This window comes from Peptoclostridium litorale DSM 5388 (genome assembly GCF_900141635.1).
In the GTDB taxonomy this organism is placed as follows: domain Bacteria; phylum Bacillota; class Clostridia; order Peptostreptococcales; family Peptostreptococcaceae; genus Peptoclostridium; species Peptoclostridium litorale.
This window is the reverse complement of record NZ_FSRH01000014.1, coordinates 36744-57770: the sequence shown is the minus strand read 5'-3', so window position 1 is coordinate 57770 and position 21027 is coordinate 36744. Positions and strand designations below refer to the sequence as shown.

Sequence of the window (21027 nt, the reverse complement as noted above, 5' to 3'; positions counted from 1 at the left end):
AAGCTTTTAAATTCTATTGACACTAAATATTATGTAGTGATAAAATGTTTGAGTGTGTAAAATAGAAAGTGGACTTTTTAGTATCTGGGAATTGCTGGGTATTTAAAAAGGAGGAAACTTTTATGAAGCTTGAGGAATTGAAAAATCTCAACAAGGTGATTGGCACTAAGCAGACGGCAAGAGCGCTTAAAGAAGAAAAACTACAGTATGTGATAATAGCAAAAGATGCTGACGAGCGCGTAGTCAAAAACACACAGGAAATAGCCAATGAAAAAAATGTTGAGGTAGTTTATGTTGAATCCATGCAGCAGCTTGGAAGCGCCTGTGGGATACAGGTGAAAGCTGCTACAGTTGGAATATTAAAGTAAGTTTCAAAAAATGGAAGGAGGTGCACTTTATGCCAACTATAAACCAGCTAGTGCGTAAAGGAAGAGTGAAGGCAACTAAAAAATCTACTGCTCCAGCTCTACAAAGAGGTTTCAACTCACTGAGAAAAGAGAACGTTAATATGAGTTCTCCACAAAAGAGAGGGGTTTGTACATCAGTTAAGACTGTGACTCCAAAGAAACCAAACTCAGCGCTTAGAAAGGTTGCAAGAGTAAGACTTACTAACGGAATAGAAGTTACATCTTATATTCCTGGTGAGGGACACAACCTACAAGAGCACAGCGTTGTTCTTATAAGAGGTGGTAGGGTTAAAGACTTACCAGGTGTTAGGTATCACATAGTAAGAGGAACTCTTGATACAGCAGGAGTTGAGAAGAGAGCTCAATCAAGATCTAAGTACGGTACTAAGAGACCTAAGGCTGCGAAAAAATAACAAACTAAAGTGTACGGTCCTTTAATTATATATATAACGGAAGGCACCTACGGCAGTTTACAGCCTGTCGAGTACCAATGAATTAAAAGCTAATAAGGAGGGAAGCACAGTGCCAAGAAAAGGAAATGTTCCAAAGAGAGTTATAACTCCTGATCCGATGTACAACAGCCAGCTAGTTTCTAAGCTTATAAACAGTATAATGGTTGATGGAAAAAAAGGTAAAGCTCAGCAAGTAGTTTACGGAGCTTTAGACATAATAAAGGAAAAAACAGGAGAAGAACCAATAGAAGTATTTGAAAAGGCAATGAACAACATAATGCCAGTGCTTGAAGTAAAGGCAAGACGTGTTGGTGGAGCTAACTACCAGGTTCCAGTTGAAGTTAGACCTGAAAGAAGAGTTACACTAGGGCTTAGATGGCTAGTAAACTATACTAGAGCTCGTGGTGAAAAAGGAATGGTAGAAAAGCTTGCAAAAGAGCTGATGGATGCTGCAAACAGTACAGGAGCATCAGTTAAGAAGAAAGAAGATACACACAAGATGGCAGAGGCTAACAAGGCATTTGCTCACTATAGATGGTAAGATAAAAAAACAAACATTGCCTGGCCCCGCGTATAAGTGGGGCTGGCATTATTATCAGAAGGGAGGCATTTGTAGTGCCTAGAGAGTTTCCTTTAGAGAGAACCAGAAATATTGGTATAATGGCGCATATAGACGCTGGAAAAACGACCACTACTGAGCGTATACTATATTATACGGGAGTTACCCATAAGATAGGAGAAGTTCATGAGGGTGGAGCGACTATGGACTGGATGGAGCAGGAGCAGGAAAGAGGTATAACAATAACTTCGGCTGCGACAACTGCCCAGTGGAAAGACAACAGGATAAACATAATAGACACGCCAGGGCACGTAGACTTTACAGTTGAGGTTGAAAGATCTCTTCGTGTTCTTGACGGAGCCGTAGCTGTTTTCTGTGCTAAGGGTGGAGTTGAGCCTCAGTCAGAGAACGTTTGGAGACAGGCTAACAAGTACAATGTTCCAAGAATAGCATTCGTAAACAAGATGGACATAATAGGAGCAAACTTCCTACGTGTTGTTGAAATGATGAAAGACAGACTTTCTGCAAATGCGGTTGCTATGCAGCTTCCAATAGGCGCAGAAGACACTTTCGTTGGTATAATAGACCTTCTTGAAATGAACGCTAGAATGTACAGGGACGACCTTGGAGTAGATATAGAGGTAACAGAAATCCCAGAAGATATGAGAGAGCTTGCTGAAGAGTGCAGAGAAACACTTGTGGAAACTGTTGCTGAAACAGACGAAGACCTTACAATGAAGTATCTTGAGGGAGAAGAAATAACTGTAGACGAGCTTAAGGCTGCCATAAGAAAAGCCGTTATAGCTTGTGAACTTAACCCAGTATTCTGCGGTTCAGCATACAAGAACAAAGGCGTTCAGCTAGTGCTTGACGCTGTTATTGAATACATGCCATCTCCACTAGATGTTCCAGCCATAACAGGTGTGGACTTCGACGGAGGAGAAGACTGCAGACCTTCTTCAGACGAAGAGCCTTTCTCAGCTCTTGCATTCAAGATAATGACTGACCCATTCGTTGGAAAGCTTGCGTTCTTTAGAGCTTACTCTGGAAAGCTTGAGTCAGGATCGTACGTTCTTAACTCTACAAAGAACAAGAAAGAGAGAATAGGACGTATACTTCAGATGCACGCAAACTCAAGAGAAGAAATATCAATGGTTTACTCTGGAGACATAGCGGCTGCGGTAGGACTTAAGAACACTACTACAGGAGATACGCTTTGCGATCCAAACCATCCGATAATACTTGAGTCTATGGAATTCCCAGAGCCAGTTATACACGTTGCTATAGAGCCAAAGTCAAAGGCTGCTCAGGAAAAAATGGGTGTTGCGCTTCAAAAGCTTGCTGAAGAGGACCCTACATTCAGAGTTAGAACTGACGAAGAAACTGGACAGACTATAATAGGCGGCATGGGAGAGCTTCACCTTGAGATAATAGTAGACAGACTACTAAGAGAATTCAAAGTGGAAGCAAACGTAGGAGCTCCTCAGGTTGCGTACAGAGAGACTATAACAAAAGATTGCGAAGTTGAGTACAAGCATGCTAAGCAGTCGGGTGGTAGAGGACAGTACGGACACGTTAAGCTTAGAGTATTCAGAAACGAGCCAGGAAAAGGATATGAGTTCAAGAATGCAACTGTTGGAGGATCTGTTCCAAGAGAATATGTTGGACCAGTCGATGCGGGTATACAGGCGGCTATGGAAGCTGGTATACTGGCAGGATACCCAGTTGTGGACCTGAGAGTAGAGCTATACGATGGATCATACCACGATGTTGACTCTTCGGAAATGGCATTCAAACTTGCAGCGTCTATGGCACTTAAAGAAGCTATGAAAAAAGGAAGCGCAGCACTTCTTGAGCCTTATTTCAAGGTTGAAGTTGTTACTCCTGAAGACTACATGGGAGACGTAATGGGAGACCTTAACTCAAGACGTGGAAGAATAGAAGGAATGGAAGCTGTAAGTGGAGCCCAGACTATAAAAGCTATGGTTCCGCTTTCAGAAATGTTTGGATATTCGACTCAGCTAAGATCTATGACTCAAGGTAGAGCGACATATACAATGATATTCGACCATTACGAGCAGGTGCCAGCGAGCATATCTAAGAAGATAATGGACGAAGGCAAATAATAAACAATGAGACCGGCCATAAGGCCGGTCCCAATAATAAAAATAAATTCAAGTTATAGTGGAGGAGGACAAGCAAGATGGCAAAAGCTAAATTTGAAAGAAATAAGCCACACGTTAACATCGGAACAATAGGACACGTTGACCACGGAAAGACAACACTAACAGCAGCAATAACATATACACTACACGCTAGATACGGAATAGGTGAAGCAGTAGACTTTGCAAACATAGACAAGGCACCAGAGGAAAGAGAAAGAGGAATCACGATATCAACAGCACACGTTGAATACGAGACTCCAAACAGACACTACGCACACGTTGACTGCCCAGGCCACGCTGACTACGTTAAGAACATGATAACAGGAGCAGCGCAAATGGACGGAGCGATACTAGTTGTATCTGCAGCAGACGGTCCAATGCCTCAGACAAGAGAGCACATACTACTGTCAAGACAGGTTGGAGTACCATACATAGTGGTATTCATGAACAAGTGCGACATGGTAGATGACGAAGAACTACTAGAGCTAGTAGAAATGGAAATAAGAGAACTGCTAGACGCTTATGACTTCCCAGGCGACGACACTCCAATAATAGCAGGATCAGCGCTTAAGGCACTAGAAGATCCAAATAGTGAGTGGGGAGACAAGATAGTAGAGCTGTTCGAAGCTATAGACGCCTACATCCCAGAGCCAGAAAGAGATGTAGACAAGCCATTCCTAATGCCAGTAGAGGACGTATTCTCTATAACAGGAAGAGGAACAGTTGCTACAGGAAGAGTTGAAAGAGGAATAGTAAAGGTTCAGGATGAGATCGAAATAGTAGGTCTATCAGAAGAGCCAAGAAAAGTAATAGTAACAGGAGTAGAGATGTTCAGAAAACTTCTTGACGAAGCGCAAGCAGGAGACAACATAGGACTGCTTCTAAGAGGAGTTCAAAGGGACGAGATAGAGAGAGGACAGGTTCTAGCTAAGCCAGGATCAATAAAGCCTCACACTAAATTCACGTCGGAAGTATACGTACTTAAGAAGGAAGAGGGTGGAAGACACACTCCATTCTTCAACGGATACAGACCACAGTTCTTCTTCAGAACAACAGACATAACAGGATCAATCAACCTTCCAGAAGGAACAGAGATGGTAATGCCTGGAGACAACGTACAAATGGAAGTTGAACTAATAGGACCTATAGCGATAGAAGCGGGACTAAGATTTGCGATAAGAGAAGGCGGAAGAACAGTAGGAGCAGGAGTAGTTGCTTCTATAATAGAGTAATCCCCTGCAAAGATTCGCATGATAAAATAGACTTTCTGAAATTGAAAAGAGGAGGGCCTGAGCTCTTCTCTTTTCTGTTTTTTAAAAAAACATAAAAAAAACAATAAAACACTTGAAAAAATCGAGTCAGTAATATAAAATGTACTAGTGTGCTTTTAAGATGCGATGACGTGGGAGGTTGCTGGAAACCTTTAAAAGAGTAGGGTTTACAGGTAATTCCTGCTGAGTATGTCTCGATCTTAGAATCGGGCGACTAGATGAGTTATACTCTGTCTTTTTAGCGTCAAAACTCAACACACCCGGGACAGTGTACAATCATCAAGTTGCGCGTAAAAAAACAAAACGTGCGATTAAGGAGGGAAACACATGGCTAACAACCAAAAAATAAGAATAAGACTTAAGTCTTATGATCATAAGATACTAGATCAATCAGCTCAAAAGATAGTGGAAACAGCAAAGAAGACTAATGCTACGGTTTCAGGACCAATCCCACTTCCAACAGAAAAGCAAATAATAACAATACTAAGAGCTGTACACAAGTATAAGGACTCTAGAGAGCAGTTCGAAATAAGAACTCACAAGAGACTTATAGACATAACAAACCCAACATCAAAGACTGTAGACTCTCTAATGAGACTTGATCTGCCAGCTGGTGTTGATATTGAAATAAAGCTGTAAAAGCTTTATTACTTGGAAAGCTAAGTTAGGGACATAGATGTACCTTATCTTAGTATGATTGCCGCAATGAATTGCGTGCAATCCGCTGTAAGATTATGGGAGGTGTAATGATGAGAGGAATTATAGGAAGAAAGCTAGGAATGACTCAGGTTTTCAATGAAAATGGTGTGGTGGTTCCGGTAACGGTTATCCAGGCGGGTCCTGTATACGTTACACAAATAAAGACTGTTGAAAAAGACGGTTACAATGCGCTTCAGGTTGCTTTCGAAGACAAGAAGGAGCAAAGAGTGAGCAAGCCTCTTAAAGGACATTTTGAAAAGGCTGGAGTTTCTACAAAGGGACAGATTGTTGAATTCAGAGTGGACAGTGTAGAAGGCTACGAGCTAGGACAAGAGATAAAGCTTGATCTTCTTGCTGAAGGCGAAAAAGTAGATGCTACTGCAATATCAAAAGGTAAAGGATTCCAGGGTGTTATAAAGAGACACGGACAAAGTAGAGGTCCAGAAACACACGGTTCTAGATACCACAGAAGACCAGGATCAATGGGAGCTTGTTCAAGCCCATCGAGAGTATTCAAAGGTAAAAACCTTGCTGGACACATGGGACATGTTAAAGTTACAATACAAAACCTGGATGTTGTAAAGGTAGATGCAGAAAAGAACATAATCCTTGTTAAAGGTGCCGTTCCAGGACCTAAAAAAGGATTAGTTACAATAACAAAGGCAGTGAAAGCTGTTAAATAGTAATCTTTACCAGGGAAGGAGGATGTAATATGCCAAAGATAGATGTTTTGAACATAAAAGGTGAAAAAGTAGATGAAATAAATCTTTCTGACAACGTGTTCGGTATAGAAGTTAACGAGCATGCTATATACGAAGTGGTTAAAAACCACCTTGCGAACAAGAGACAAGGAACTCAATCTGCCAAGACTAGAGCGGAAGTTAGAGGCGGAGGAAGAAAGCCTTGGAGACAAAAGGGAACAGGTAGAGCTAGACAGGGTAGCACAAGATCTCCACAATGGATAGGTGGAGGAGTTGTATTCGCGCCAAAGCCAAGAGATTACAGCTACACAATACCTAAGAAAGTTAGAAGGCTTGCGCTAAAGAGTATTCTTACTTCTAAAGTACAAAACGGAGAGCTTATAGTTCTAGACGGAATTTCAATGGAAACTCCAAAGACTAAGGAGTTTGCAGGAATAATGGCAAACCTTAAGCTTGATAAAAAAGCACTTTTCGTTACTGCTGAAAAGAACGAAAATGTTGTAAAATCTGCTAGAAACATAGTAGGCGTTAAAACTGCGATAGTTGGAAGCATGAATGTTTATGACATAGTAAACCACGGCACTTTTGTTATAACAAGAGAAGCTGTTGAAAAAGTGGAGGAGGTGTACGAATAATGACTAATCCACACGATATAATAGTAAAGCCAGTTGTTACAGAAAAAAGTATGAATGACATGGCTGAGAGAAAGTACACGTTTGTAGTGGACAAGAGAGCTAACAAAACTCAAATAAAGGGCGCAGTTGAAGCTATATTCGGCGTTAAAGTTGAAAAAGTTAACACTGCTAACTATAGAGGCAAGAAAAAGAGAATGGGTAAACACGTAGGAATGACTGCAAGCTATGCGAAAGCTGTAGTGAAGCTTACTGCTGACAGCAAAGAAATAGAATTCTTTGAAGGCGTGTAAGTAAAACGTAATAAAGAAGGAGGGAAAAAAGATGGCTATAAAAAAGTTTAAACCAACATCTCCTGCTATGAGACATGTTACTGTTCTAGTTTCAGACGAAATAACTAAACATGAGCCGGAAAAATCACTTTTAGCTCCACTTAAGAAAAACGCTGGAAGAAACGCACAAGGAAAAATAACTATTCGTCACAGAGGCGGCGGAGCTAGAAGAAAATATAGACTTATAGACTTCAAGAGAAACAAAGACGGAATACCTGCAAAGGTTGCCGGAATAGAATACGATCCAAACAGAAGTGCGAACATAGCTCTTCTTGTATATGCCGATGGAGAAAAGAGATATATACTATCTCCACTAGGACTTAAGGTTGGAGACGTAATAGAGTCTGGAGAAAAGGCAGACATAAAAGTAGGAAACGCACTAAAACTTAAGGACATACCGGTTGGTACTGTTATCCACAACATAGAGCTTAAAGCTGGCAAAGGCGGACAGATGGTAAGATCTGCAGGCGTAGGAGCTCAGTTGATGGCAAAAGAAGGAAAGTACGCTCTTCTAAGACTTCCATCGGGAGAAATGAGAAACGTACACTCTGAGTGTAGAGCTACAGTTGGCCAAGTTGGAAACGTAGAGTACTTCAACGTTACAATAGGTAAGGCCGGAAGAAAGAGACACATGGGAATAAGACCTACAGTAAGGGGATCTGTTATGAACCCATGCGACCACCCACACGGAGGAGGAGAAGGTAGAGCTCCAATAGGTAGATCTGGACCAGTAACTCCATGGGGTAAACCAGCTCTTGGATATAAGACACGTAAGAAGAATAAGGCTTCTGACAAGCTTATAGTTTCAAGAAGAAAGAAAAAGTAATCGGATAGACTTTTGAGCTTCGAAGGGAGGAAAACAAATGTCAAGATCAACTAAGAAGGGACCTTTTATACACAGTGGACTTCTTAAGAAAATAGAAGAAATGAACGAAAAAAGTGAAAAAAAGGTCATAAAAACTTGGTCAAGAGCTTCGACTATATTCCCACAAATGATAGGACATACTATAGCTGTGCATGACGGTAGAAAGCATGTTCCTGTATTTGTAACAGAGGATATGGTTGGACACAAACTTGGAGAGTTCGCACTAACTAGAACTTTCAGAGGACACAAGGGCGAAGACAGAACATCTAAGAAAAAATAAATAGTCCTTTAAGCAGGAAGGAGGAATTCGAGTGGAAGCAAAAGCGATCGCAAAATTTGTTCGTGTAAGTCCAAGAAAAGCAGGTCAGGTTGCAGGACTTGTAAGAGGAAAGAGTGTTGGAGAAGCACTTGCAATACTAAAATACACGTCACAAAAGCCTGCAGGAATAATAGCTAAAGTTATAGAGTCGGCAATGGCTAATGCGGAAAACAACCATGACATGGATAAAGATAAACTATACGTAGCAGAGGTTTATGCAAACCAAGGCCCAACAATGAAGAGATTCATGCCTAGAGCAATGGGAAGAGCTACTACTATAAGAAAAAGAACAAGCCATATAGGAGTTGTTCTAAAAGAAAAATAGGACAAGGAGGGACATTATGGGACAGAAGGTTAATCCTCACGGACTTAGAGTCGGAATAATAAAAGACTGGAATTCGAGATGGTATGCTGACAAGAAGGAATTTTCGGCTCTTCTTCATGAAGACTACAAAATTCGTAAGCATCTTAAAAAGAAGCTATATATAGCTGGAATTTCAAAGATTGAAATAGAAAGAGCTGCTAAGAAAGTAAAGCTTAACATATTTGCTGCTAAGCCTGGAATAGTAATCGGAAGAGGTGGAGCAGGAATTGAAGAGATAAAAGCTGAAGTAGCGAAGATGACGGGAAAAGACGTACTGATAAACATAGTTGAAGTAAGAAGACCTGAAAAGGACGCTCAGCTAGTAGCTGAAAACATAGCTCAGGCAATCGAAAGAAGGATTGCATTCAGAAGGGCAATGAAGCAGGCTATACAAAGATCTATGAAAGCTGGAGTTCAAGGTATAAAGGTTCTTTCTGCAGGAAGACTTGGCGGAGCTGAAATGGCTAGAGACGAAGGATACAGCGAAGGAAACGTACCGCTATCTACGCTAAGAGCAAACATAGACTATGGCTTTGCTGAAGCAGATACAACTTACGGAAAAATAGGAATAAAAGTTTGGATAAACCACGGCGAAGTTCTTCCGTCTAAAGAAGGTTTTGCTGCGAACGTTCAAGAAAAGAAAGAAATGGAAAAGAAAAAAGATAAAAAGTTCGACAAAAGAGGTCCTAAGAGATCTGACAAGAAACCACAAAGAAGAGAAAGATAGGAAGTAGCACAAAGGGAAGGAGGAAAAATTCATGTTAATGCCTAAAAGAGTTAAGCGCCGTAGAGTTTTTAGACCAAAATTAAAGGGCACAGCTCAAAAGGGAAATACAGTTACTTATGGAGATTACGGTTTGGTAGCACTTGAGCCAAGTAGAATAACTGCAAATCAAATAGAATCTGCCAGAATAGCAATAAACAGATATATCAAAAGAGGCGGAAAAGTTTGGATAAAGATATTCCCTCACACTCCAATAACAAAGAAACCAGCAGAAGTTCGTATGGGATCGGGTAAAGGTTCACCAGAGTACTGGGTAGCGATAGTTAAGCCAGGAAGAGTAATGTTTGAACTTTCAGGAGTAAACGAGGAAACTGCAAGAGAAGCTATGAGACTTGCTGCAAACAAGCTGCCTGTTAAATGCAAATTTGTCAAGAAAGAGGATTTTGAAGTAAAGGGTGGTGAAGCTAGTGAGAGCTAAAGAATTGAGAGATATGACAGCCCAGGAACTAAACCAAAAGCTAAATGACCTAAAAGGTGAGTTGTTCAACATAAGATTTCAACTAGCTACAGGACAACTTGAGAACCCTGTTAAAATAAAGTTCGTGAAAAAGGACATAGCAAAGGTTAAGACTGTAATAAGAGAAAGAGAAATAAAGGAAGCTAGAGCTTAGTAAGAAAGGAGGCCAAGGCATATGGAAAGAGGAAGAAGAAAAGTCAGGATAGGTCGTGTAGTAAGCGACAAGATGGACAAGACTATAACTGTTGCGGTTGAAGAATTCGTACGTCATCCTCTATACGGAAAAGCAGTTAAAAGAACGAAAAAGTTCAAGGCCCATGACGAGCAGAACACTTGCAAAATCGGAGATAGAGTGAAAATTATGGAAACTAGACCACTGTCTAAGGATAAGAGATGGAGACTAGTTGATGTTATGGAGAGAGCTAAATAAGCTGGAAGGAAATCGAAAGGAGGCTCTATAAATGATACAACAGGAAACGCGTTTGAAAGTTGCAGATAATACAGGCGCAAAAGAACTTCTATGCATCCGTGTTCTAGGAGGCAGTGGAAGAAAGTACGCTAACGTAGGCGATGTAATAGTTGCTACTGTTAAAAGTGCAACGCCAGGAGGCGTTGTAAAAAAAGGTAAGGTAGTTAAAGCTGTAGTAGTTAGAACTAAGCAGGGACTAAGACGTAAAGACGGCAGCTACATCAAATTTGACGAAAATGCCGCAGTAATAATAAAAGAAGACAAGAACCCTCAGGGAACTCGTATATTCGGACCAGTGGCAAGAGAGCTGAGAGAAAAACAATACATGAAGATACTATCACTAGCACCAGAAGTTTTATAAGGAGGTGGAATTCTATGAAACACGTTAAAAAGGGAGACACAGTTGTAGTAATAACTGGTAAAGACAAAGGGAAAAAAGGAAAAGTTCTTCAGGTTATTCCTAAACAAGACAGAGTTATTGTAGAAGGTGTCAACATGATGACAAAACACCAAAAACCAACTCCTCAGGTGCAGCAGGGCGGAATAGTACATCAAGAAGCTGCTATACACATATCAAATGTAATGCCTTTCGATGCGAAGGCAGGCAAGGGAGTAAGAGTAGGATACAAAACTCTTGAAAACGGAACAAAAGTAAGAACATCAAAAGCAACAGGCGAGCAGATATAACACCTAAGAAAGGAGGCCGAGCACAGTGGCATCTAGATTAAAAGAAAAATACACAAGCGAAGTGGTGAAAGCCCTTACAGAAAAATTCGGGTATACAAATATAATGGACGTACCAAAGCTTGAAAAAGTTGTTATAAACATGGGTATCGGTGACGCTAGAGAAAACCCAAAAGGACTTGAAAAAGCTGTTGAAGAGCTTACTCTTATAGCAGGACAAAAGCCTGTAACAACAAAAGCTAAAAAATCAGTTGCGAACTTTAAGCTTAGAGAAGGAATGCCAATAGGAGTGAAAGTTACTCTAAGAGGCGAGAAGATGTTCCACTTCATGGACAAGTTCATGAATATATCGCTACCAAGAGTTAGAGACTTCGCAGGAGTAAACCCTAACTCATTTGATGGTAGAGGAAACTACGCAGTAGGAATAAAGGAACAGTTAATATTCCCAGAAATAGAATACGATAAGGTAGACAAAGTAATGGGAATGGACATAATAGTGGTTACTACAGCTAAAACAGACGAAGAGTCTCGTGAACTACTAAAGCTTATGGGCATGCCATTCAGAAAGTAAAAGGAGGCGATTGGTCAGATGGCTAAGAAGGCTATGAAAGTTAAGCAGGAAAGAGGACACAAATACAGGACCAGAGAATACACAAGATGCAGCATATGCGGAAGACCACATTCGGTACTTAAAAAGTTTGGCATATGCCGTATTTGTTTCAGAGAACTGGCTTACAAGGGAGAAATCCCTGGCGTAAGAAAAGCCAGCTGGTAAGAACAGCGAAATAGCGGGAGGAGGTTTACGCCATGACAATGACAGATCCAATTGCAGATATGCTGACACGTATAAGAAATGCAAACTCAATAAAGCGTGATACAGTTGACATACCTGCTTCAAATATAAAGAAAGAAATAGCGAGAATCCTTTTAGAAGAAGGATATATAAAAGGATACGATGTTATAGAGGACGGAAAACAAGGAATAATAAGAGTTCAGCTTAAGTATACAAAAGCAGAAGAAAGAGTAATAACTGGCATAAAGAAGATATCTAAGCCAGGAATGAAGGTTTATGCTAGCAAACATGATGTACCTAAGGTTCTAAACGGACTTGGAATATCTATAGTATCGACTTCAAAAGGTATACTTACTGACAAGCAAGCTAGAAACGAAGGCGTTGGTGGAGAAGTAATCTGCTACGTATGGTAATACAGGCGTATAAGGAGGTGCAGAAATGTCAAGAATAGGTTTTAAGCCAATAGATGTACCAGCAGGCGTAGAAATCAAAATAGAAGAAAATAACCTTGTAAAGGTTAAAGGACCTAAAGGGGAGCTGTCTGAAAAGATAGATGTCTCTATGAAAATAAGTGTAAGCGAAAACACTTTAACTGTTGAAAGACCAACAGAAAACAAAAAGCACAAATCGCTTCACGGTCTGTCTAGAACACTTATAGCAAACATGGTAGAAGGTGTTGTTAACGGATATGAGAAGAAGCTTGAAATAGTAGGTGTTGGATACAGAGCTCAAAAGCAGGGCAACAAGCTTGTTTTGAACCTTGGATTCTCACATCCAGTAGAGATGGAAGATCCAGAGGGAATAACAGTTGAAGTGCCAAACCAGACAGAGCTAGTTGTTAAAGGTATAAACAAGCAGCTTGTAGGAAACTATGCGGCTAAGATAAGAGCATGGAGAGAGCCTGAACCTTATAAAGGAAAAGGTATAAGATATGCAGGCGAGAATGTAAGACGTAAAGAAGGTAAAACAGGTAAATAGGTGAAAGGAGGGGTTTAGGTGTTTAAAAAGGCAAGCAAAAACGAAGCTAGGCTAAAAAGACACAGAAGAGTTCGTTCGAAAATATGCGGAACTCCTGAAAGACCTAGACTAAATGTATTTAGAAGTCTTAATAACATATATGTTCAAATAATAGATGACGTTGCAGGAAACACTCTTGTAGCCGCTTCTTCTCTTGACAAAGAGATAAAAGAAAGCGTTAAGTCAACAGGAAATAAAGAAGCGGCAAGAAAGGTCGGAGAACTTGTTGCTAAGAAAGCCCTTGAAAAGGGAATAAGCGAAGTAGTGTTTGACCGTGGAGGATATATATATCACGGTAGAGTGCAAGAACTAGCTGAAGGAGCTAGAGAAGGCGGTCTTAAGTTTTAATAAAAGGAGGGGAAAGAATGTCACGCAACCTTATAGATGCAAGACAGCTTGATATGCAAGAAAAAGTTATAGAAATAAGACGTGTAACTAAAGTTGTTAAAGGCGGTAGAAACTTTAGATTTGCTGCTCTTGTTGTAGTAGGAGACGAAAATGGCAAGGTAGGAATAGGTACAGGAAAAGCTATGGAAGTACCTGAAGCCATAAGAAAAGCTATAGAAGATGCAAAGAGAAACCTTATCGAAGTTCCAATAGTTGGAACTACAGTTCCCCACGAAATCGTTGGAGAATTTGGAGCGGGTAGGGTTCTTGTAATGCCAGCAAGAGAAGGTACAGGAGTCATAGCAGGTGGACCTGTTCGTGCGGTACTGGAGCTTGCAGGACTTAAGGACGTAAGGGCTAAATCACTAGGATCTAACAATCCTAGAAATATGGTTAATGCAACAATTCAAGGACTAAAAGAACTTAGAACAGCAGAAGAGATAGCTGCCCTTAGAGGAAAAAAGGTTGAAGATCTTCTAGGATAGGAGTGAAAACTATGGCTAATTTAAAAATAAAACTAGTAAGAAGTGTAATAGGTAGAACGCCAAAGCAGAGAAAGACTATAGAGGCTTTGGGGCTTACAAAGAGAGAGCAAACGGTTGAAAAGCCAGACAATGCTCAAACAAGAGGCATGATAAACGTAGTTCAGCATATGGTAGAAGTAACAGAAGCATAAAGTTTATAGCAAGGAGGTGTCAAAATGAGATTACATGAACTTAAACCGGCTAAAGGTGCAGTTAGAGGAAAGAGAAAAAGACTAGGTAGAGGTACAGCTACTGGACAAGGTAAAACTGCCGGCCGTGGACAAGATGGTCAAAATTCACGTTCAGGTGGAGGAGTTAGACCAGGTTTTGAGGGAGGTCAGATGCCTCTATATAGAAGACTTCCTAAGCGTGGTTTTAACAATAGTGTATTCGAAAAAGTTTACTCTACAATAAATGTAGACAGACTAAACGGATTCGAAGATGGAACTGAAGTTACTCCAGAGCTTCTTCTAGAAAGCGGAGTAATAAGAAAGATCGAAAAGGACGGAGTAAAGATACTAGGCGACGGAAAGCTTGAAAAGAAAATAAGCATAAAGGCTAGTAAATTCACTAAGTCTGCTATAGAAAAGATCGAAGCGGCTGGTGGAAAAGCAGAGGTGATTTAGTGTGCTTTCTACACTGAGAAATGCTTGGAAAATCCCCGATCTTAGAAAGAGAATATTATTTACATTTATTATGATAATAATATTCAGGATTGGGGCTTCAATACCAGTACCTGGAATAGACATAGCATATGTAAGGCAAGTTGTTGAAAATGCGGGACTGCTTTCATTCTACGATCTTGTCGCAGGAGGAGCATTCTCAAACTTTACAATATTTGCACTTGGTATAACACCATACATCACATCATCGATAATAATGCAGTTGTTCACTATAGCATTTCCTAGCATAGAGGAAATGGCAAAGTCAGGAGAAGAGGGCAGAAAGAAAATGGCCCAGATTACAAGATATGGAACAGTCATTCTAGCTCTTCTTCAAGCAACTGGAATAAGCGTAGGTCTTTTTAGAAGAGCGCTTATAAATACAGATGTATTTTCGATAATAGTTGTTGTAGTTACACTTACAGCAGGAACAGCCTTTTTGATGTGGCTTGGAGAGCAGGTTACTGAAAAAGGGATTGGAAACGGAATATCGCTTATAATATTCATAGGTATAATTTCAAGAGCTCCAGGCGCGTTGTTCAACAGCATAAAGCTTGTTAAGAGCGGAGAGCTCAGTCCGGTTAAACTTATAGTATTTGGACTGCTTGCGCTGGCTATAATAGTTTCTGTAATAGCAATACAGCAGGGACAAAGAAAGATATCAGTGCAGTATGCAAAGAGAGTGGTAGGAAGAAAGATGTATGGCGGACAAAGCACGCACATACCAATAAAAGTAAATCAGGCAGGAGTTATACCTGTAATATTTGCAATATCAGTGCTTTACTTCCCACAGACACTTGGATTTTTCTTTAAGGGCAACTTCCAAGAGCTTGTGTCAAAGTGGTTTTCACCAGCTGGGAACCCGGGAGTATGGATATATATTGCAACAGAGGCTCTGCTTATAATATTCTTTACTTACTTCTACACGGCTATAATGTTCAACCCGGTTGATGTTGCAAACAACATGAAAAATCACGGCGGATTCATACCTGGAATAAGACCAGGTAAACCAACTGCAGACTATCTGGAAAAAGTGTCAAGCCGATTGACACTGGCAGGAGCAATATTCCTTGCACTTATAGCTGCGCTGCCTACACTGATAATACAGTTTGGAGACCTGCCATTTAGATTCGGCGGAACATCGCTTCTGATAGTAGTCGGAGTTGCGCTGGAGACAATGAAACAGGTTGAGCAGCAAATGTTAATGAGACATTACCAGGGATTTTTGAAATAAACAAAGGTTATGGGGGAAGGGCTTCCCCTGGCCTTGAGAATCAGGGAGATGGCGGAATGAAGTTAGTACTTTTAGGACCTCCGGGTGCAGGAAAGGGAACACAAGCGATAAGCATAGTTCAAAAATATGACATTCCTCATATTTCAACAGGAGATATATTCAGAAAGAACATCAAGGAAGGAACTGACCTTGGAAAGAAAGCAAAAGATTACATGGACAAGGGACTTCTTGTTCCAGACGAACTTGTAGTTGATCTTGTAAAGTCAAGACTTGTTGAAGACGACTGCAAGCAAGGATTTTTGCTTGATGGATTTCCAAGAACAGTAAATCAGGCTGATGAGCTTGACAAAGTACTTGGCGAAATGGATATGAACCTGGACAAGGTAGTAAACATAGACGTTGACAAGGAAATACTTGTTAAAAGAGCTATCGGAAGAAGAATATGCAGAAACTGTGGTGCTGCATATCACATAGAATTCAATCCACCAAAGGAAGAAGGCGTTTGCAGTCTTTGCGGCGGTGAGCTTTATCAAAGAGATGACGATACGCAGGAGACTGTGTCAAAGAGGATTGCAGTTTACCTTGATCAGACAAAACCTCTTGCAGAGTATTATTCTAAAAAGGGGATACTTGTTGATATAGATGGACAGCAGTCCATTGAAAAAGTGTTTGAAGACATAGTAAATGCCCTAGGAAGTGAATCTTAATGATAATAATAAAATCGCCTAAAGAAATAGATCTTATGGCGGATGCCGGCAAGATAGTGGCTGAAGTTCACGAACTGTTGAGAGAAAAGATAAGTCCGGGAATTACAACTATTGAGCTGGATGAAATTGCTGAAAGGCACATAAGAAAATGTAATGCTGAGCCTTCATTTAAAGGATATGGAGGATTTCCATGCACCATATGCGCATCTGTAAATGAGCAGGTAGTGCATGGAATACCTAGTAACAGGGTGCTTATGGAAGGAGACATAATAAGTCTCGATATAGGCGCATACTACAAGGGATATCATGGAGATGCAGCAAAGACACATGGTGTGGGAAAAATCACACAAGAAGATGAAAAGCTTATCGAAGTTACCAGACAAAGTTTTTATGAAGGACTCAAGTTTGCAAGACTTGGATATAGACTTTCTGATATATCCCATGCAGTTCAGGCTCATGTTGAAATGAACGGTTTTTCGGTAGTAAGAGATTTTGTGGGTCACGGAGTAGGAGCAAACCTGCATGAAGATCCACAAATACCGCATTACGGCCCACCTGGGAAAGGTGTAAGGCTTCAAGAAGGCATGGTGCTTGCAGTGGAGCCTATGGTTAATGCGGGTAGCTACCATGTGAAGGTTCTTGACGACGGATGGACTGCAGTTACAGTGGATGGCAAAAAGTCAGCCCATTATGAGCACACACTGGTTATAACAAAAGATGAACCTATGCTTTTAACCTGCATATAGGATTAAAAGAGGTTAAAAAGAGGTGACTTTTTTGAACGAGAGAACTGATTATGAAATCGGACAAGCTGTTAAATCTAAGGCTGGAAGAGACAAGGGCAGGATACTTTTTGTAATCGGCATAGCTGATGAAAATTACATCTTTGTAGCAGACGGAGACATGAGAAGAATTGACAAGCCCAAAATGAAAAAGGTAAAGCATCTTGTGAAGCTGAGTACTTTTTCATATGAACTTGCAAAACGGATAAAAAATGGTGATAAGATAAACAATGCATTTTTAAGAAGAGAACTTGAAAAGCTAGGCCTTAGATCCTAATTCAAATGGGAGGTAAGTTGTTTAATGGCCAAAAAAGACGTTATTGAACTGGAAGGTACCGTTGTAGAAGCTTTACCAAACGCTATGTTTAAGGTTAAGCTTGAAAACGAACACATAGTTCTTGCACATATCTCAGGAAAATTAAGAATGAATTTCATAAGAATACTTCCTGGGGATAAGGTTACTATTGAGATGTCTCCTTATGACCTTACAAGAGGAAGAATAGTATGGCGCAAGAAGTAGTCTAAGGAGGGATAAGGATGAAAGTTAGACCATCTGTAAAGCCTATCTGTGAAAAATGCAAGATAATAAAAAGAAAAGGCAGAGTAATGGTTATCTGCGAGAATCCAAAGCATAAACAAAAACAAGGTTAATCAATATAAAGCTGGTAATTCAGATGCACATGTATTATAATAGTTAGTTGTGTATTTGAGTTACAAAGGCTTTATCGACAGATAAAAACCTTCGGGTGCAATGTTTAATATGTAGGAGGTGTAAGAGAGCATGGCAAGAATCGCTGGAGTCGATTTACCAAGAGACAAGAGAGTAGAAATCGGTCTTACTTATATATACGGTATAGGAAGAAAAACTTCAAACAAGATACTAGTATCTGCTAACATAAACGCGGATACAAGAATCAAGGATCTTACAGAAGAAGAAGTTAACGAACTAAGAAGAGTAATAGACGAAGATTACATCGTAGAAGGTGACCTTAGAAGAGAAATAGCACTTAACATAAAGAGACTTAGAGATATAAAGTGCTACAGAGGAATACGTCACATGAAAGGTCTTCCACTAAGAGGTCAAAAGACTAAGACAAATGCAAGAACTAGAAAAGGACCAAAGAGAACAGTATCTCGTAAGAAGAAATAATTAGGTGAGGAGGGAAGTCAAAAATGGCTAAGCCAAAGAAGACAACTCGTGTAAAGAGAAGAGAGCGTAAAAACATTGAACGTGGACATGCTCATGTAAAGTCTACATTCAACAACACTATAGTTTCTATAACGGATGTTAAAGGAAACGTAATTTCGTGGGCGAGTGCAGGACAAGTAGGATTCAAGGGATCAAGAAAGTCAACTCCGTTTGCAGCTCAAATGTGTGCAGAAGAGGCGACTAAAGCTGCAATGAGCCACGGACTTAAGGCTGTTGAAGTATTTGTAAAAGGGCCAGGAGCTGGTCGTGAAGCGGCAATAAGATCTCTTCAGGCTGCAGGTCTTGAGATAACTATGATAAAAGATGTTACTCCGATTCCTCACAATGGATGTAGACCACCAAAGAGAAGAAGAGTTTAACGAGAAGCAGGAGGTGTAATTAAATGGCAAGATATACGGACGCATCATGCAGACTATGCCGTAGAGAGGGAATGAAACTTTTCCTTAAAGGTGATAGATGCTATACAGATAAATGTGCTATAAACAAGAGAAACTATGCTCCTGGACAGCACGGACAGAGCAGAGCTAAGAAGCAGTCTAACTACGGAATGCAGCTTAGAGAAAAGCAAAAAGTTAAGAGAATATACGGAATGCTTGAAACTCAGTTCAGAAACCTTTTTGAAAAAGCTGAGAAAATGAAGGGTATGGCCGGTGAAAACATGCTTAGCCTTCTTGAGAGAAGACTTGACAATGTTGTATTCAGAATGGGACTAGCAGGTTCTAGAAAAGAAGCTAGACAGTTAGTAACACACGGACATTTCACTCTTAACGGAAAAAAGGTAGACATACCTTCACTTACAGTTGAAGTGGGAGATGTAATAGCAGTTAAAGAAAGATCAAGATCTTCAGCTAAATTCAAGTCTCTAGTTGAGAACTTTACAAGAGTGGTTCCTAACTGGCTTGATATAGACGCTGAAAAAATGTCTGGAAAAATAGTGTCACTTCCAACAAGAGAAGATATAGACCTAGACATAGCAGAGCATCTAATTGTCGAGCTATACTCTAAGTAGTAATTGACTACCCTCGATGCTTTTAAAAATTTTAAGGAGGGGCATTAGATGATTGAAATTGAAAAACCAAAAGTTGAGATAGTTGAACTGAGCCAAGACGGTAAATATGGCAAATTCATAGTGGAGCCTCTTGAGAGAGGCTATGGCATTACCATAGGTAATGCTCTTAGAAGAATACTTCTGTCATCTCTTCCAGGTGTAGCAGTTACATCTGTAAAGATTGACGGAGTTCTTCATGAGTTTTCCACAATACCTGGAGTAAAGGAAGATGTGACGGAAATCATACTTTCTTTCAAAGAGCTTTCAGCGCAACTAGACGGAGACGAACCGCAAACGCTTATAATAGATGCTCAAGGAGAAGGCGTTATAAAGGCTGGAGACATAGTGTGTCCGCCTAATGTGGAAATATTAAACAAGGATCTTCATATATTGACTATGGAGAAAGATGCCAAGTTGTATATGGAGATAAACATAGATAGAGGAAGAGGATATGTTTCAGCTGAGAACAACAAAGATAGCAATATGCCTATCGGAGTTATACCAGTTGACTCTATATACACTCCAGTTGAAAAGGTAAGCTACAAGGTTGAAAACACAAGAGTGGGCCAGATGACAGACTATGACAAGCTTCTGCTTGAAGTTTGGACAAACGGCAGCATAAACCCTCAAGAGGGTGTATCTTTGGCATCAAAGATACTTGTTGAGCACCTTAACCTTTTCATAGACCTTACTCAGCACGTGAGCAGTGTTGAGATAATGGTTGAAAAAGAAGAAGACAAGAAGGAAAAAGTTCTTGAGATGACAATAGAAGAACTTGACCTTTCAGTTAGATCATATAACTGTCTGAAGAGAGCAGGCATAAATACTGTGGAAGAACTTACTTCCAAATCAGAAGAAGATATGATGAAGGTTAGGAATCTGGGTAAAAAATCACTTGAAGAAGTGGAAAGAAAGCTTTCAGAGCTTGGCCTGGGTCTACAACCAACTGAAGAATAATAGGCAGGCAAAGGAGGCATAGTCATGGCAAAACAGCGTAAGCTAGGTCGTGTTACTGCACATAGAAATCTTATGCTTAGAAACCTTGTTACGGATCTTCTAAGAAGCGGTAGAATACAGACTACAGAAACTAGAGCTAAAGAAACTCGTAGAATGGCTGAAAAGATGATTACTCTTGGCAAGAGGGGAGACCTTCATGCAAAGCGTCAGGTACTTTCTTACGTTATGGACAGAGACGTAGTTGCGGCTCTATTCGATGAGATAGCACCTAAGTACAGCGAAAGAAACGGTGGATACACTAGAATAATGAAGCTTGGGCCAAGAAGAGGCGATGCAGCTGAAATGGCTATAATTGAATTAGTTTAACGGGCAGGGAATTAGGCATAAGCTTAATTCCCCTTTTTATAATGCATATAAAATCTTCTTATTTCCAATAAGCGGAGGCCTGTGTGCATCATAAAGAGAGCATTAGACTTTAAAAATAGCAAAGGCTTTTATATAATAGTATTGTTGGAAGATTTGACTGCTGATTTATGGACGTTAAAA

37 protein-coding genes are annotated in these 21027 nt (G+C 40.2%); all 37 read left to right on the top strand.

From position 1 onward, the window contains the following. The first annotated feature begins 122 nt into the window (after positions 1-122). The 37 genes from BUQ87_RS12375 to rplQ all read left to right on the top strand — a co-directional run bounded on the left by BUQ87_RS12375 (position 123) and on the right by rplQ (position 20847). A complete protein-coding gene (locus BUQ87_RS12375) occupies positions 123-368 on the top strand; it encodes a ribosomal L7Ae/L30e/S12e/Gadd45 family protein (RefSeq protein ID WP_038267366.1) in 246 nt (81 codons plus the stop codon). Between the two features lie 29 nt (positions 369-397). Then, complete coding sequence (gene rpsL, locus BUQ87_RS12370) at positions 398-820, top strand: 30S ribosomal protein S12 (RefSeq protein ID WP_038267364.1); 423 nt, start codon at positions 398-400, stop codon at positions 818-820. Between the two features lie 109 nt (positions 821-929). Continuing rightward, a complete protein-coding gene (gene rpsG, locus BUQ87_RS12365; protein WP_038267361.1) occupies positions 930-1400 on the top strand; it encodes a 30S ribosomal protein S7 in 471 nt (156 codons plus the stop codon). 74 nt (positions 1401-1474) lie between these two features. Next, positions 1475-3544 (top strand): elongation factor G, encoded by a 2070-nt coding sequence (gene fusA, locus BUQ87_RS12360; RefSeq protein WP_038267358.1) that lies wholly within the window; start codon positions 1475-1477, stop codon positions 3542-3544. A 77-nt stretch (positions 3545-3621) separates the two neighbouring features. After that, positions 3622-4815 (top strand): elongation factor Tu, encoded by a 1194-nt coding sequence (gene tuf, locus BUQ87_RS12355; protein WP_074210112.1) that lies wholly within the window; start codon positions 3622-3624, stop codon positions 4813-4815. 366 nt (positions 4816-5181) lie between these two features. Then, a complete protein-coding gene (rpsJ, locus tag BUQ87_RS12350) occupies positions 5182-5493 on the top strand; it encodes a 30S ribosomal protein S10 (protein ID WP_038267353.1) in 312 nt (103 codons plus the stop codon). A gap of 110 nt (positions 5494-5603) precedes the next feature. Then, positions 5604-6236, top strand: coding sequence for a 50S ribosomal protein L3 (rplC, locus tag BUQ87_RS12345; RefSeq protein ID WP_074210111.1), 633 nt, complete (start codon positions 5604-5606; stop codon positions 6234-6236). A gap of 29 nt (positions 6237-6265) precedes the next feature. Further along, entirely contained in the window at positions 6266-6889 is a 624-nt protein-coding gene (gene rplD / locus BUQ87_RS12340) for a 50S ribosomal protein L4 (RefSeq protein ID WP_038267348.1), read from the top strand. Continuing rightward, positions 6889-7179, top strand: coding sequence for a 50S ribosomal protein L23 (gene rplW, locus BUQ87_RS12335; RefSeq protein ID WP_038267345.1), 291 nt, complete (start codon positions 6889-6891; stop codon positions 7177-7179). The genes rplD and rplW overlap by 1 nt, the downstream gene beginning before the upstream one ends. A 31-nt stretch (positions 7180-7210) precedes the next feature. Next, positions 7211-8044, top strand: a complete 834-nt coding sequence (gene rplB, locus BUQ87_RS12330; RefSeq protein WP_038267343.1) for a 50S ribosomal protein L2 — start codon at positions 7211-7213, stop codon at positions 8042-8044. A 37-nt stretch (positions 8045-8081) separates the two neighbouring features. Beyond that, positions 8082-8363 carry a 30S ribosomal protein S19 gene (gene rpsS / locus BUQ87_RS12325; protein ID WP_038267340.1) on the top strand — a complete coding sequence of 94 codons (282 nt, stop codon included), beginning with the start codon at positions 8082-8084 and terminating at the stop codon, positions 8361-8363. 31 nt (positions 8364-8394) lie between these two features. Beyond that, the gene (gene rplV / locus BUQ87_RS12320) at positions 8395-8727 is read left to right on the top strand and encodes a 50S ribosomal protein L22 (RefSeq protein ID WP_038267337.1); all 333 of its coding nucleotides are present in this window, start codon (positions 8395-8397) and stop codon (positions 8725-8727) included. 16 nt (positions 8728-8743) lie between these two features. Then, entirely contained in the window at positions 8744-9493 is a 750-nt protein-coding gene (gene rpsC / locus BUQ87_RS12315; protein WP_038267334.1) for a 30S ribosomal protein S3, read from the top strand. Positions 9494-9524: 31 nt separating this feature from the next. After that, a complete protein-coding gene (gene rplP, locus BUQ87_RS12310) occupies positions 9525-9968 on the top strand; it encodes a 50S ribosomal protein L16 (protein ID WP_038267331.1) in 444 nt (147 codons plus the stop codon). Then, complete coding sequence (gene rpmC / locus BUQ87_RS12305; protein ID WP_038267328.1) at positions 9958-10161, top strand: 50S ribosomal protein L29; 204 nt, start codon at positions 9958-9960, stop codon at positions 10159-10161. Before rplP ends, rpmC begins: the two co-directional genes overlap by 11 nt. Before the next feature lie 21 nt (positions 10162-10182). After that, positions 10183-10437, top strand: a complete 255-nt coding sequence (rpsQ, locus tag BUQ87_RS12300) for a 30S ribosomal protein S17 (RefSeq protein ID WP_038267326.1) — start codon at positions 10183-10185, stop codon at positions 10435-10437. Positions 10438-10468: 31 nt separating this feature from the next. Further along, entirely contained in the window at positions 10469-10837 is a 369-nt protein-coding gene (gene rplN / locus BUQ87_RS12295) for a 50S ribosomal protein L14 (protein ID WP_038267325.1), read from the top strand. Between the two features lie 14 nt (positions 10838-10851). Further along, on the top strand, positions 10852-11163 hold the full coding sequence (gene rplX, locus BUQ87_RS12290; protein WP_038267322.1) for a 50S ribosomal protein L24: 312 nt from the start codon (positions 10852-10854) through the stop codon (positions 11161-11163). A gap of 25 nt (positions 11164-11188) precedes the next feature. Next, positions 11189-11731 carry a 50S ribosomal protein L5 gene (gene rplE / locus BUQ87_RS12285; RefSeq protein WP_038267320.1) on the top strand — a complete coding sequence of 181 codons (543 nt, stop codon included), beginning with the start codon at positions 11189-11191 and terminating at the stop codon, positions 11729-11731. Between the two features lie 18 nt (positions 11732-11749). Further along, complete coding sequence (locus BUQ87_RS12280; protein ID WP_038267317.1) at positions 11750-11935, top strand: type Z 30S ribosomal protein S14; 186 nt, start codon at positions 11750-11752, stop codon at positions 11933-11935. Positions 11936-11967: 32 nt separating this feature from the next. Next, positions 11968-12366 (top strand): 30S ribosomal protein S8, encoded by a 399-nt coding sequence (gene rpsH, locus BUQ87_RS12275; RefSeq protein ID WP_038267314.1) that lies wholly within the window; start codon positions 11968-11970, stop codon positions 12364-12366. Between the two features lie 25 nt (positions 12367-12391). Further along, complete coding sequence (gene rplF / locus BUQ87_RS12270) at positions 12392-12931, top strand: 50S ribosomal protein L6 (protein WP_038267312.1); 540 nt, start codon at positions 12392-12394, stop codon at positions 12929-12931. Between the two features lie 18 nt (positions 12932-12949). Next, complete coding sequence (rplR, locus tag BUQ87_RS12265; RefSeq protein WP_038267308.1) at positions 12950-13318, top strand: 50S ribosomal protein L18; 369 nt, start codon at positions 12950-12952, stop codon at positions 13316-13318. A gap of 17 nt (positions 13319-13335) precedes the next feature. Continuing rightward, the gene (gene rpsE, locus BUQ87_RS12260) at positions 13336-13842 is read left to right on the top strand and encodes a 30S ribosomal protein S5 (RefSeq protein ID WP_038267305.1); all 507 of its coding nucleotides are present in this window, start codon (positions 13336-13338) and stop codon (positions 13840-13842) included. 11 nt (positions 13843-13853) lie between these two features. Beyond that, the gene (gene rpmD, locus BUQ87_RS12255; RefSeq protein WP_038267303.1) at positions 13854-14033 is read left to right on the top strand and encodes a 50S ribosomal protein L30; all 180 of its coding nucleotides are present in this window, start codon (positions 13854-13856) and stop codon (positions 14031-14033) included. A gap of 24 nt (positions 14034-14057) precedes the next feature. After that, positions 14058-14507 carry a 50S ribosomal protein L15 gene (gene rplO / locus BUQ87_RS12250; protein WP_038267300.1) on the top strand — a complete coding sequence of 150 codons (450 nt, stop codon included), beginning with the start codon at positions 14058-14060 and terminating at the stop codon, positions 14505-14507. Position 14508: 1 nt separating this feature from the next. Continuing rightward, positions 14509-15777: a preprotein translocase subunit SecY gene (secY, locus tag BUQ87_RS12245; protein ID WP_038267298.1), complete on the top strand. Its 1269-nt coding sequence runs from the start codon at positions 14509-14511 to the stop codon at positions 15775-15777. Between the two features lie 56 nt (positions 15778-15833). After that, on the top strand, positions 15834-16484 hold the full coding sequence (locus BUQ87_RS12240) for an adenylate kinase (RefSeq protein WP_038267294.1): 651 nt from the start codon (positions 15834-15836) through the stop codon (positions 16482-16484). Beyond that, positions 16484-17230: a type I methionyl aminopeptidase gene (map, locus tag BUQ87_RS12235; protein WP_038267292.1), complete on the top strand. Its 747-nt coding sequence runs from the start codon at positions 16484-16486 to the stop codon at positions 17228-17230. The genes BUQ87_RS12240 and map overlap by 1 nt, the downstream gene beginning before the upstream one ends. Before the next feature lie 31 nt (positions 17231-17261). After that, a complete protein-coding gene (locus BUQ87_RS12230) occupies positions 17262-17543 on the top strand; it encodes a KOW domain-containing RNA-binding protein (protein WP_038267290.1) in 282 nt (93 codons plus the stop codon). Between the two features lie 24 nt (positions 17544-17567). Beyond that, positions 17568-17786 (top strand): translation initiation factor IF-1, encoded by a 219-nt coding sequence (infA, locus tag BUQ87_RS12225; RefSeq protein WP_038267288.1) that lies wholly within the window; start codon positions 17568-17570, stop codon positions 17784-17786. A 17-nt stretch (positions 17787-17803) separates the two neighbouring features. Beyond that, the gene (rpmJ, locus tag BUQ87_RS12220; protein WP_025434559.1) at positions 17804-17917 is read left to right on the top strand and encodes a 50S ribosomal protein L36; all 114 of its coding nucleotides are present in this window, start codon (positions 17804-17806) and stop codon (positions 17915-17917) included. 130 nt (positions 17918-18047) lie between these two features. Next, a complete protein-coding gene (rpsM, locus tag BUQ87_RS12215) occupies positions 18048-18416 on the top strand; it encodes a 30S ribosomal protein S13 (protein ID WP_038267281.1) in 369 nt (122 codons plus the stop codon). 23 nt (positions 18417-18439) lie between these two features. Beyond that, positions 18440-18835: a 30S ribosomal protein S11 gene (gene rpsK / locus BUQ87_RS12210; RefSeq protein ID WP_038267277.1), complete on the top strand. Its 396-nt coding sequence runs from the start codon at positions 18440-18442 to the stop codon at positions 18833-18835. A gap of 23 nt (positions 18836-18858) precedes the next feature. After that, a complete protein-coding gene (gene rpsD, locus BUQ87_RS12205; RefSeq protein WP_038267275.1) occupies positions 18859-19485 on the top strand; it encodes a 30S ribosomal protein S4 in 627 nt (208 codons plus the stop codon). A 48-nt stretch (positions 19486-19533) separates the two neighbouring features. After that, positions 19534-20481, top strand: coding sequence for a DNA-directed RNA polymerase subunit alpha (locus tag BUQ87_RS12200; protein ID WP_038267273.1), 948 nt, complete (start codon positions 19534-19536; stop codon positions 20479-20481). Between the two features lie 24 nt (positions 20482-20505). Continuing rightward, on the top strand, positions 20506-20847 hold the full coding sequence (rplQ, locus tag BUQ87_RS12195) for a 50S ribosomal protein L17 (protein ID WP_038267271.1): 342 nt from the start codon (positions 20506-20508) through the stop codon (positions 20845-20847). The last annotated feature ends 180 nt before the right edge of the window (positions 20848-21027 follow it).

Excerpts from the sequence above, each read along its gene's own strand:
- rplO (WP_038267300.1), top strand. The coding sequence starts at position 14,058 with ATGAGATTACATGAACTTAAACCGGCTAAAGGTGCAGTTAGAGGAAAG.
- rpsM (WP_038267281.1), top strand. The coding sequence starts at position 18,048 with ATGGCAAGAATCGCTGGAGTCGATTTACCAAGAGACAAGAGAGTAGAA.
- BUQ87_RS12200 (WP_038267273.1), top strand. The coding sequence starts at position 19,534 with ATGATTGAAATTGAAAAACCAAAAGTTGAGATAGTTGAACTGAGCCAA.
- BUQ87_RS12240 (WP_038267294.1), top strand. The coding sequence starts at position 15,834 with ATGAAGTTAGTACTTTTAGGACCTCCGGGTGCAGGAAAGGGAACACAA.
- rpsS (WP_038267340.1), top strand. The coding sequence starts at position 8,082 with ATGTCAAGATCAACTAAGAAGGGACCTTTTATACACAGTGGACTTCTT.
- rplW (WP_038267345.1), top strand. The coding sequence starts at position 6,889 with ATGACTAATCCACACGATATAATAGTAAAGCCAGTTGTTACAGAAAAA.
- rpsE (WP_038267305.1), top strand. The coding sequence starts at position 13,336 with ATGTCACGCAACCTTATAGATGCAAGACAGCTTGATATGCAAGAAAAA.
- rpsC (WP_038267334.1), top strand. The coding sequence starts at position 8,744 with ATGGGACAGAAGGTTAATCCTCACGGACTTAGAGTCGGAATAATAAAA.
- rpsJ (WP_038267353.1), top strand. The coding sequence starts at position 5,182 with ATGGCTAACAACCAAAAAATAAGAATAAGACTTAAGTCTTATGATCAT.
- rplN (WP_038267325.1), top strand. The coding sequence starts at position 10,469 with ATGATACAACAGGAAACGCGTTTGAAAGTTGCAGATAATACAGGCGCA.
- rplQ (WP_038267271.1), top strand. The coding sequence starts at position 20,506 with ATGGCAAAACAGCGTAAGCTAGGTCGTGTTACTGCACATAGAAATCTT.
- rplF (WP_038267312.1), top strand. The coding sequence starts at position 12,392 with ATGTCAAGAATAGGTTTTAAGCCAATAGATGTACCAGCAGGCGTAGAA.
- rpsL (WP_038267364.1), top strand. The coding sequence starts at position 398 with ATGCCAACTATAAACCAGCTAGTGCGTAAAGGAAGAGTGAAGGCAACT.
- rpmD (WP_038267303.1), top strand. The coding sequence starts at position 13,854 with ATGGCTAATTTAAAAATAAAACTAGTAAGAAGTGTAATAGGTAGAACG.
- rpmJ (WP_025434559.1), top strand. The coding sequence starts at position 17,804 with ATGAAAGTTAGACCATCTGTAAAGCCTATCTGTGAAAAATGCAAGATA.
- rplB (WP_038267343.1), top strand. The coding sequence starts at position 7,211 with ATGGCTATAAAAAAGTTTAAACCAACATCTCCTGCTATGAGACATGTT.
- tuf (WP_074210112.1), top strand. The coding sequence starts at position 3,622 with ATGGCAAAAGCTAAATTTGAAAGAAATAAGCCACACGTTAACATCGGA.
- rpsQ (WP_038267326.1), top strand. The coding sequence starts at position 10,183 with ATGGAAAGAGGAAGAAGAAAAGTCAGGATAGGTCGTGTAGTAAGCGAC.
- rpsD (WP_038267275.1), top strand. The coding sequence starts at position 18,859 with ATGGCAAGATATACGGACGCATCATGCAGACTATGCCGTAGAGAGGGA.
- rpsK (WP_038267277.1), top strand. The coding sequence starts at position 18,440 with ATGGCTAAGCCAAAGAAGACAACTCGTGTAAAGAGAAGAGAGCGTAAA.
- rplX (WP_038267322.1), top strand. The coding sequence starts at position 10,852 with ATGAAACACGTTAAAAAGGGAGACACAGTTGTAGTAATAACTGGTAAA.
- rpsH (WP_038267314.1), top strand. The coding sequence starts at position 11,968 with ATGACAATGACAGATCCAATTGCAGATATGCTGACACGTATAAGAAAT.
- infA (WP_038267288.1), top strand. The coding sequence starts at position 17,568 with ATGGCCAAAAAAGACGTTATTGAACTGGAAGGTACCGTTGTAGAAGCT.
- BUQ87_RS12280 (WP_038267317.1), top strand. The coding sequence starts at position 11,750 with ATGGCTAAGAAGGCTATGAAAGTTAAGCAGGAAAGAGGACACAAATAC.
- rplD (WP_038267348.1), top strand. The coding sequence starts at position 6,266 with ATGCCAAAGATAGATGTTTTGAACATAAAAGGTGAAAAAGTAGATGAA.
- rplC (WP_074210111.1), top strand. The coding sequence starts at position 5,604 with ATGAGAGGAATTATAGGAAGAAAGCTAGGAATGACTCAGGTTTTCAAT.
- map (WP_038267292.1), top strand. The coding sequence starts at position 16,484 with ATGATAATAATAAAATCGCCTAAAGAAATAGATCTTATGGCGGATGCC.
- BUQ87_RS12375 (WP_038267366.1), top strand. The coding sequence starts at position 123 with ATGAAGCTTGAGGAATTGAAAAATCTCAACAAGGTGATTGGCACTAAG.
- rplP (WP_038267331.1), top strand. The coding sequence starts at position 9,525 with ATGTTAATGCCTAAAAGAGTTAAGCGCCGTAGAGTTTTTAGACCAAAA.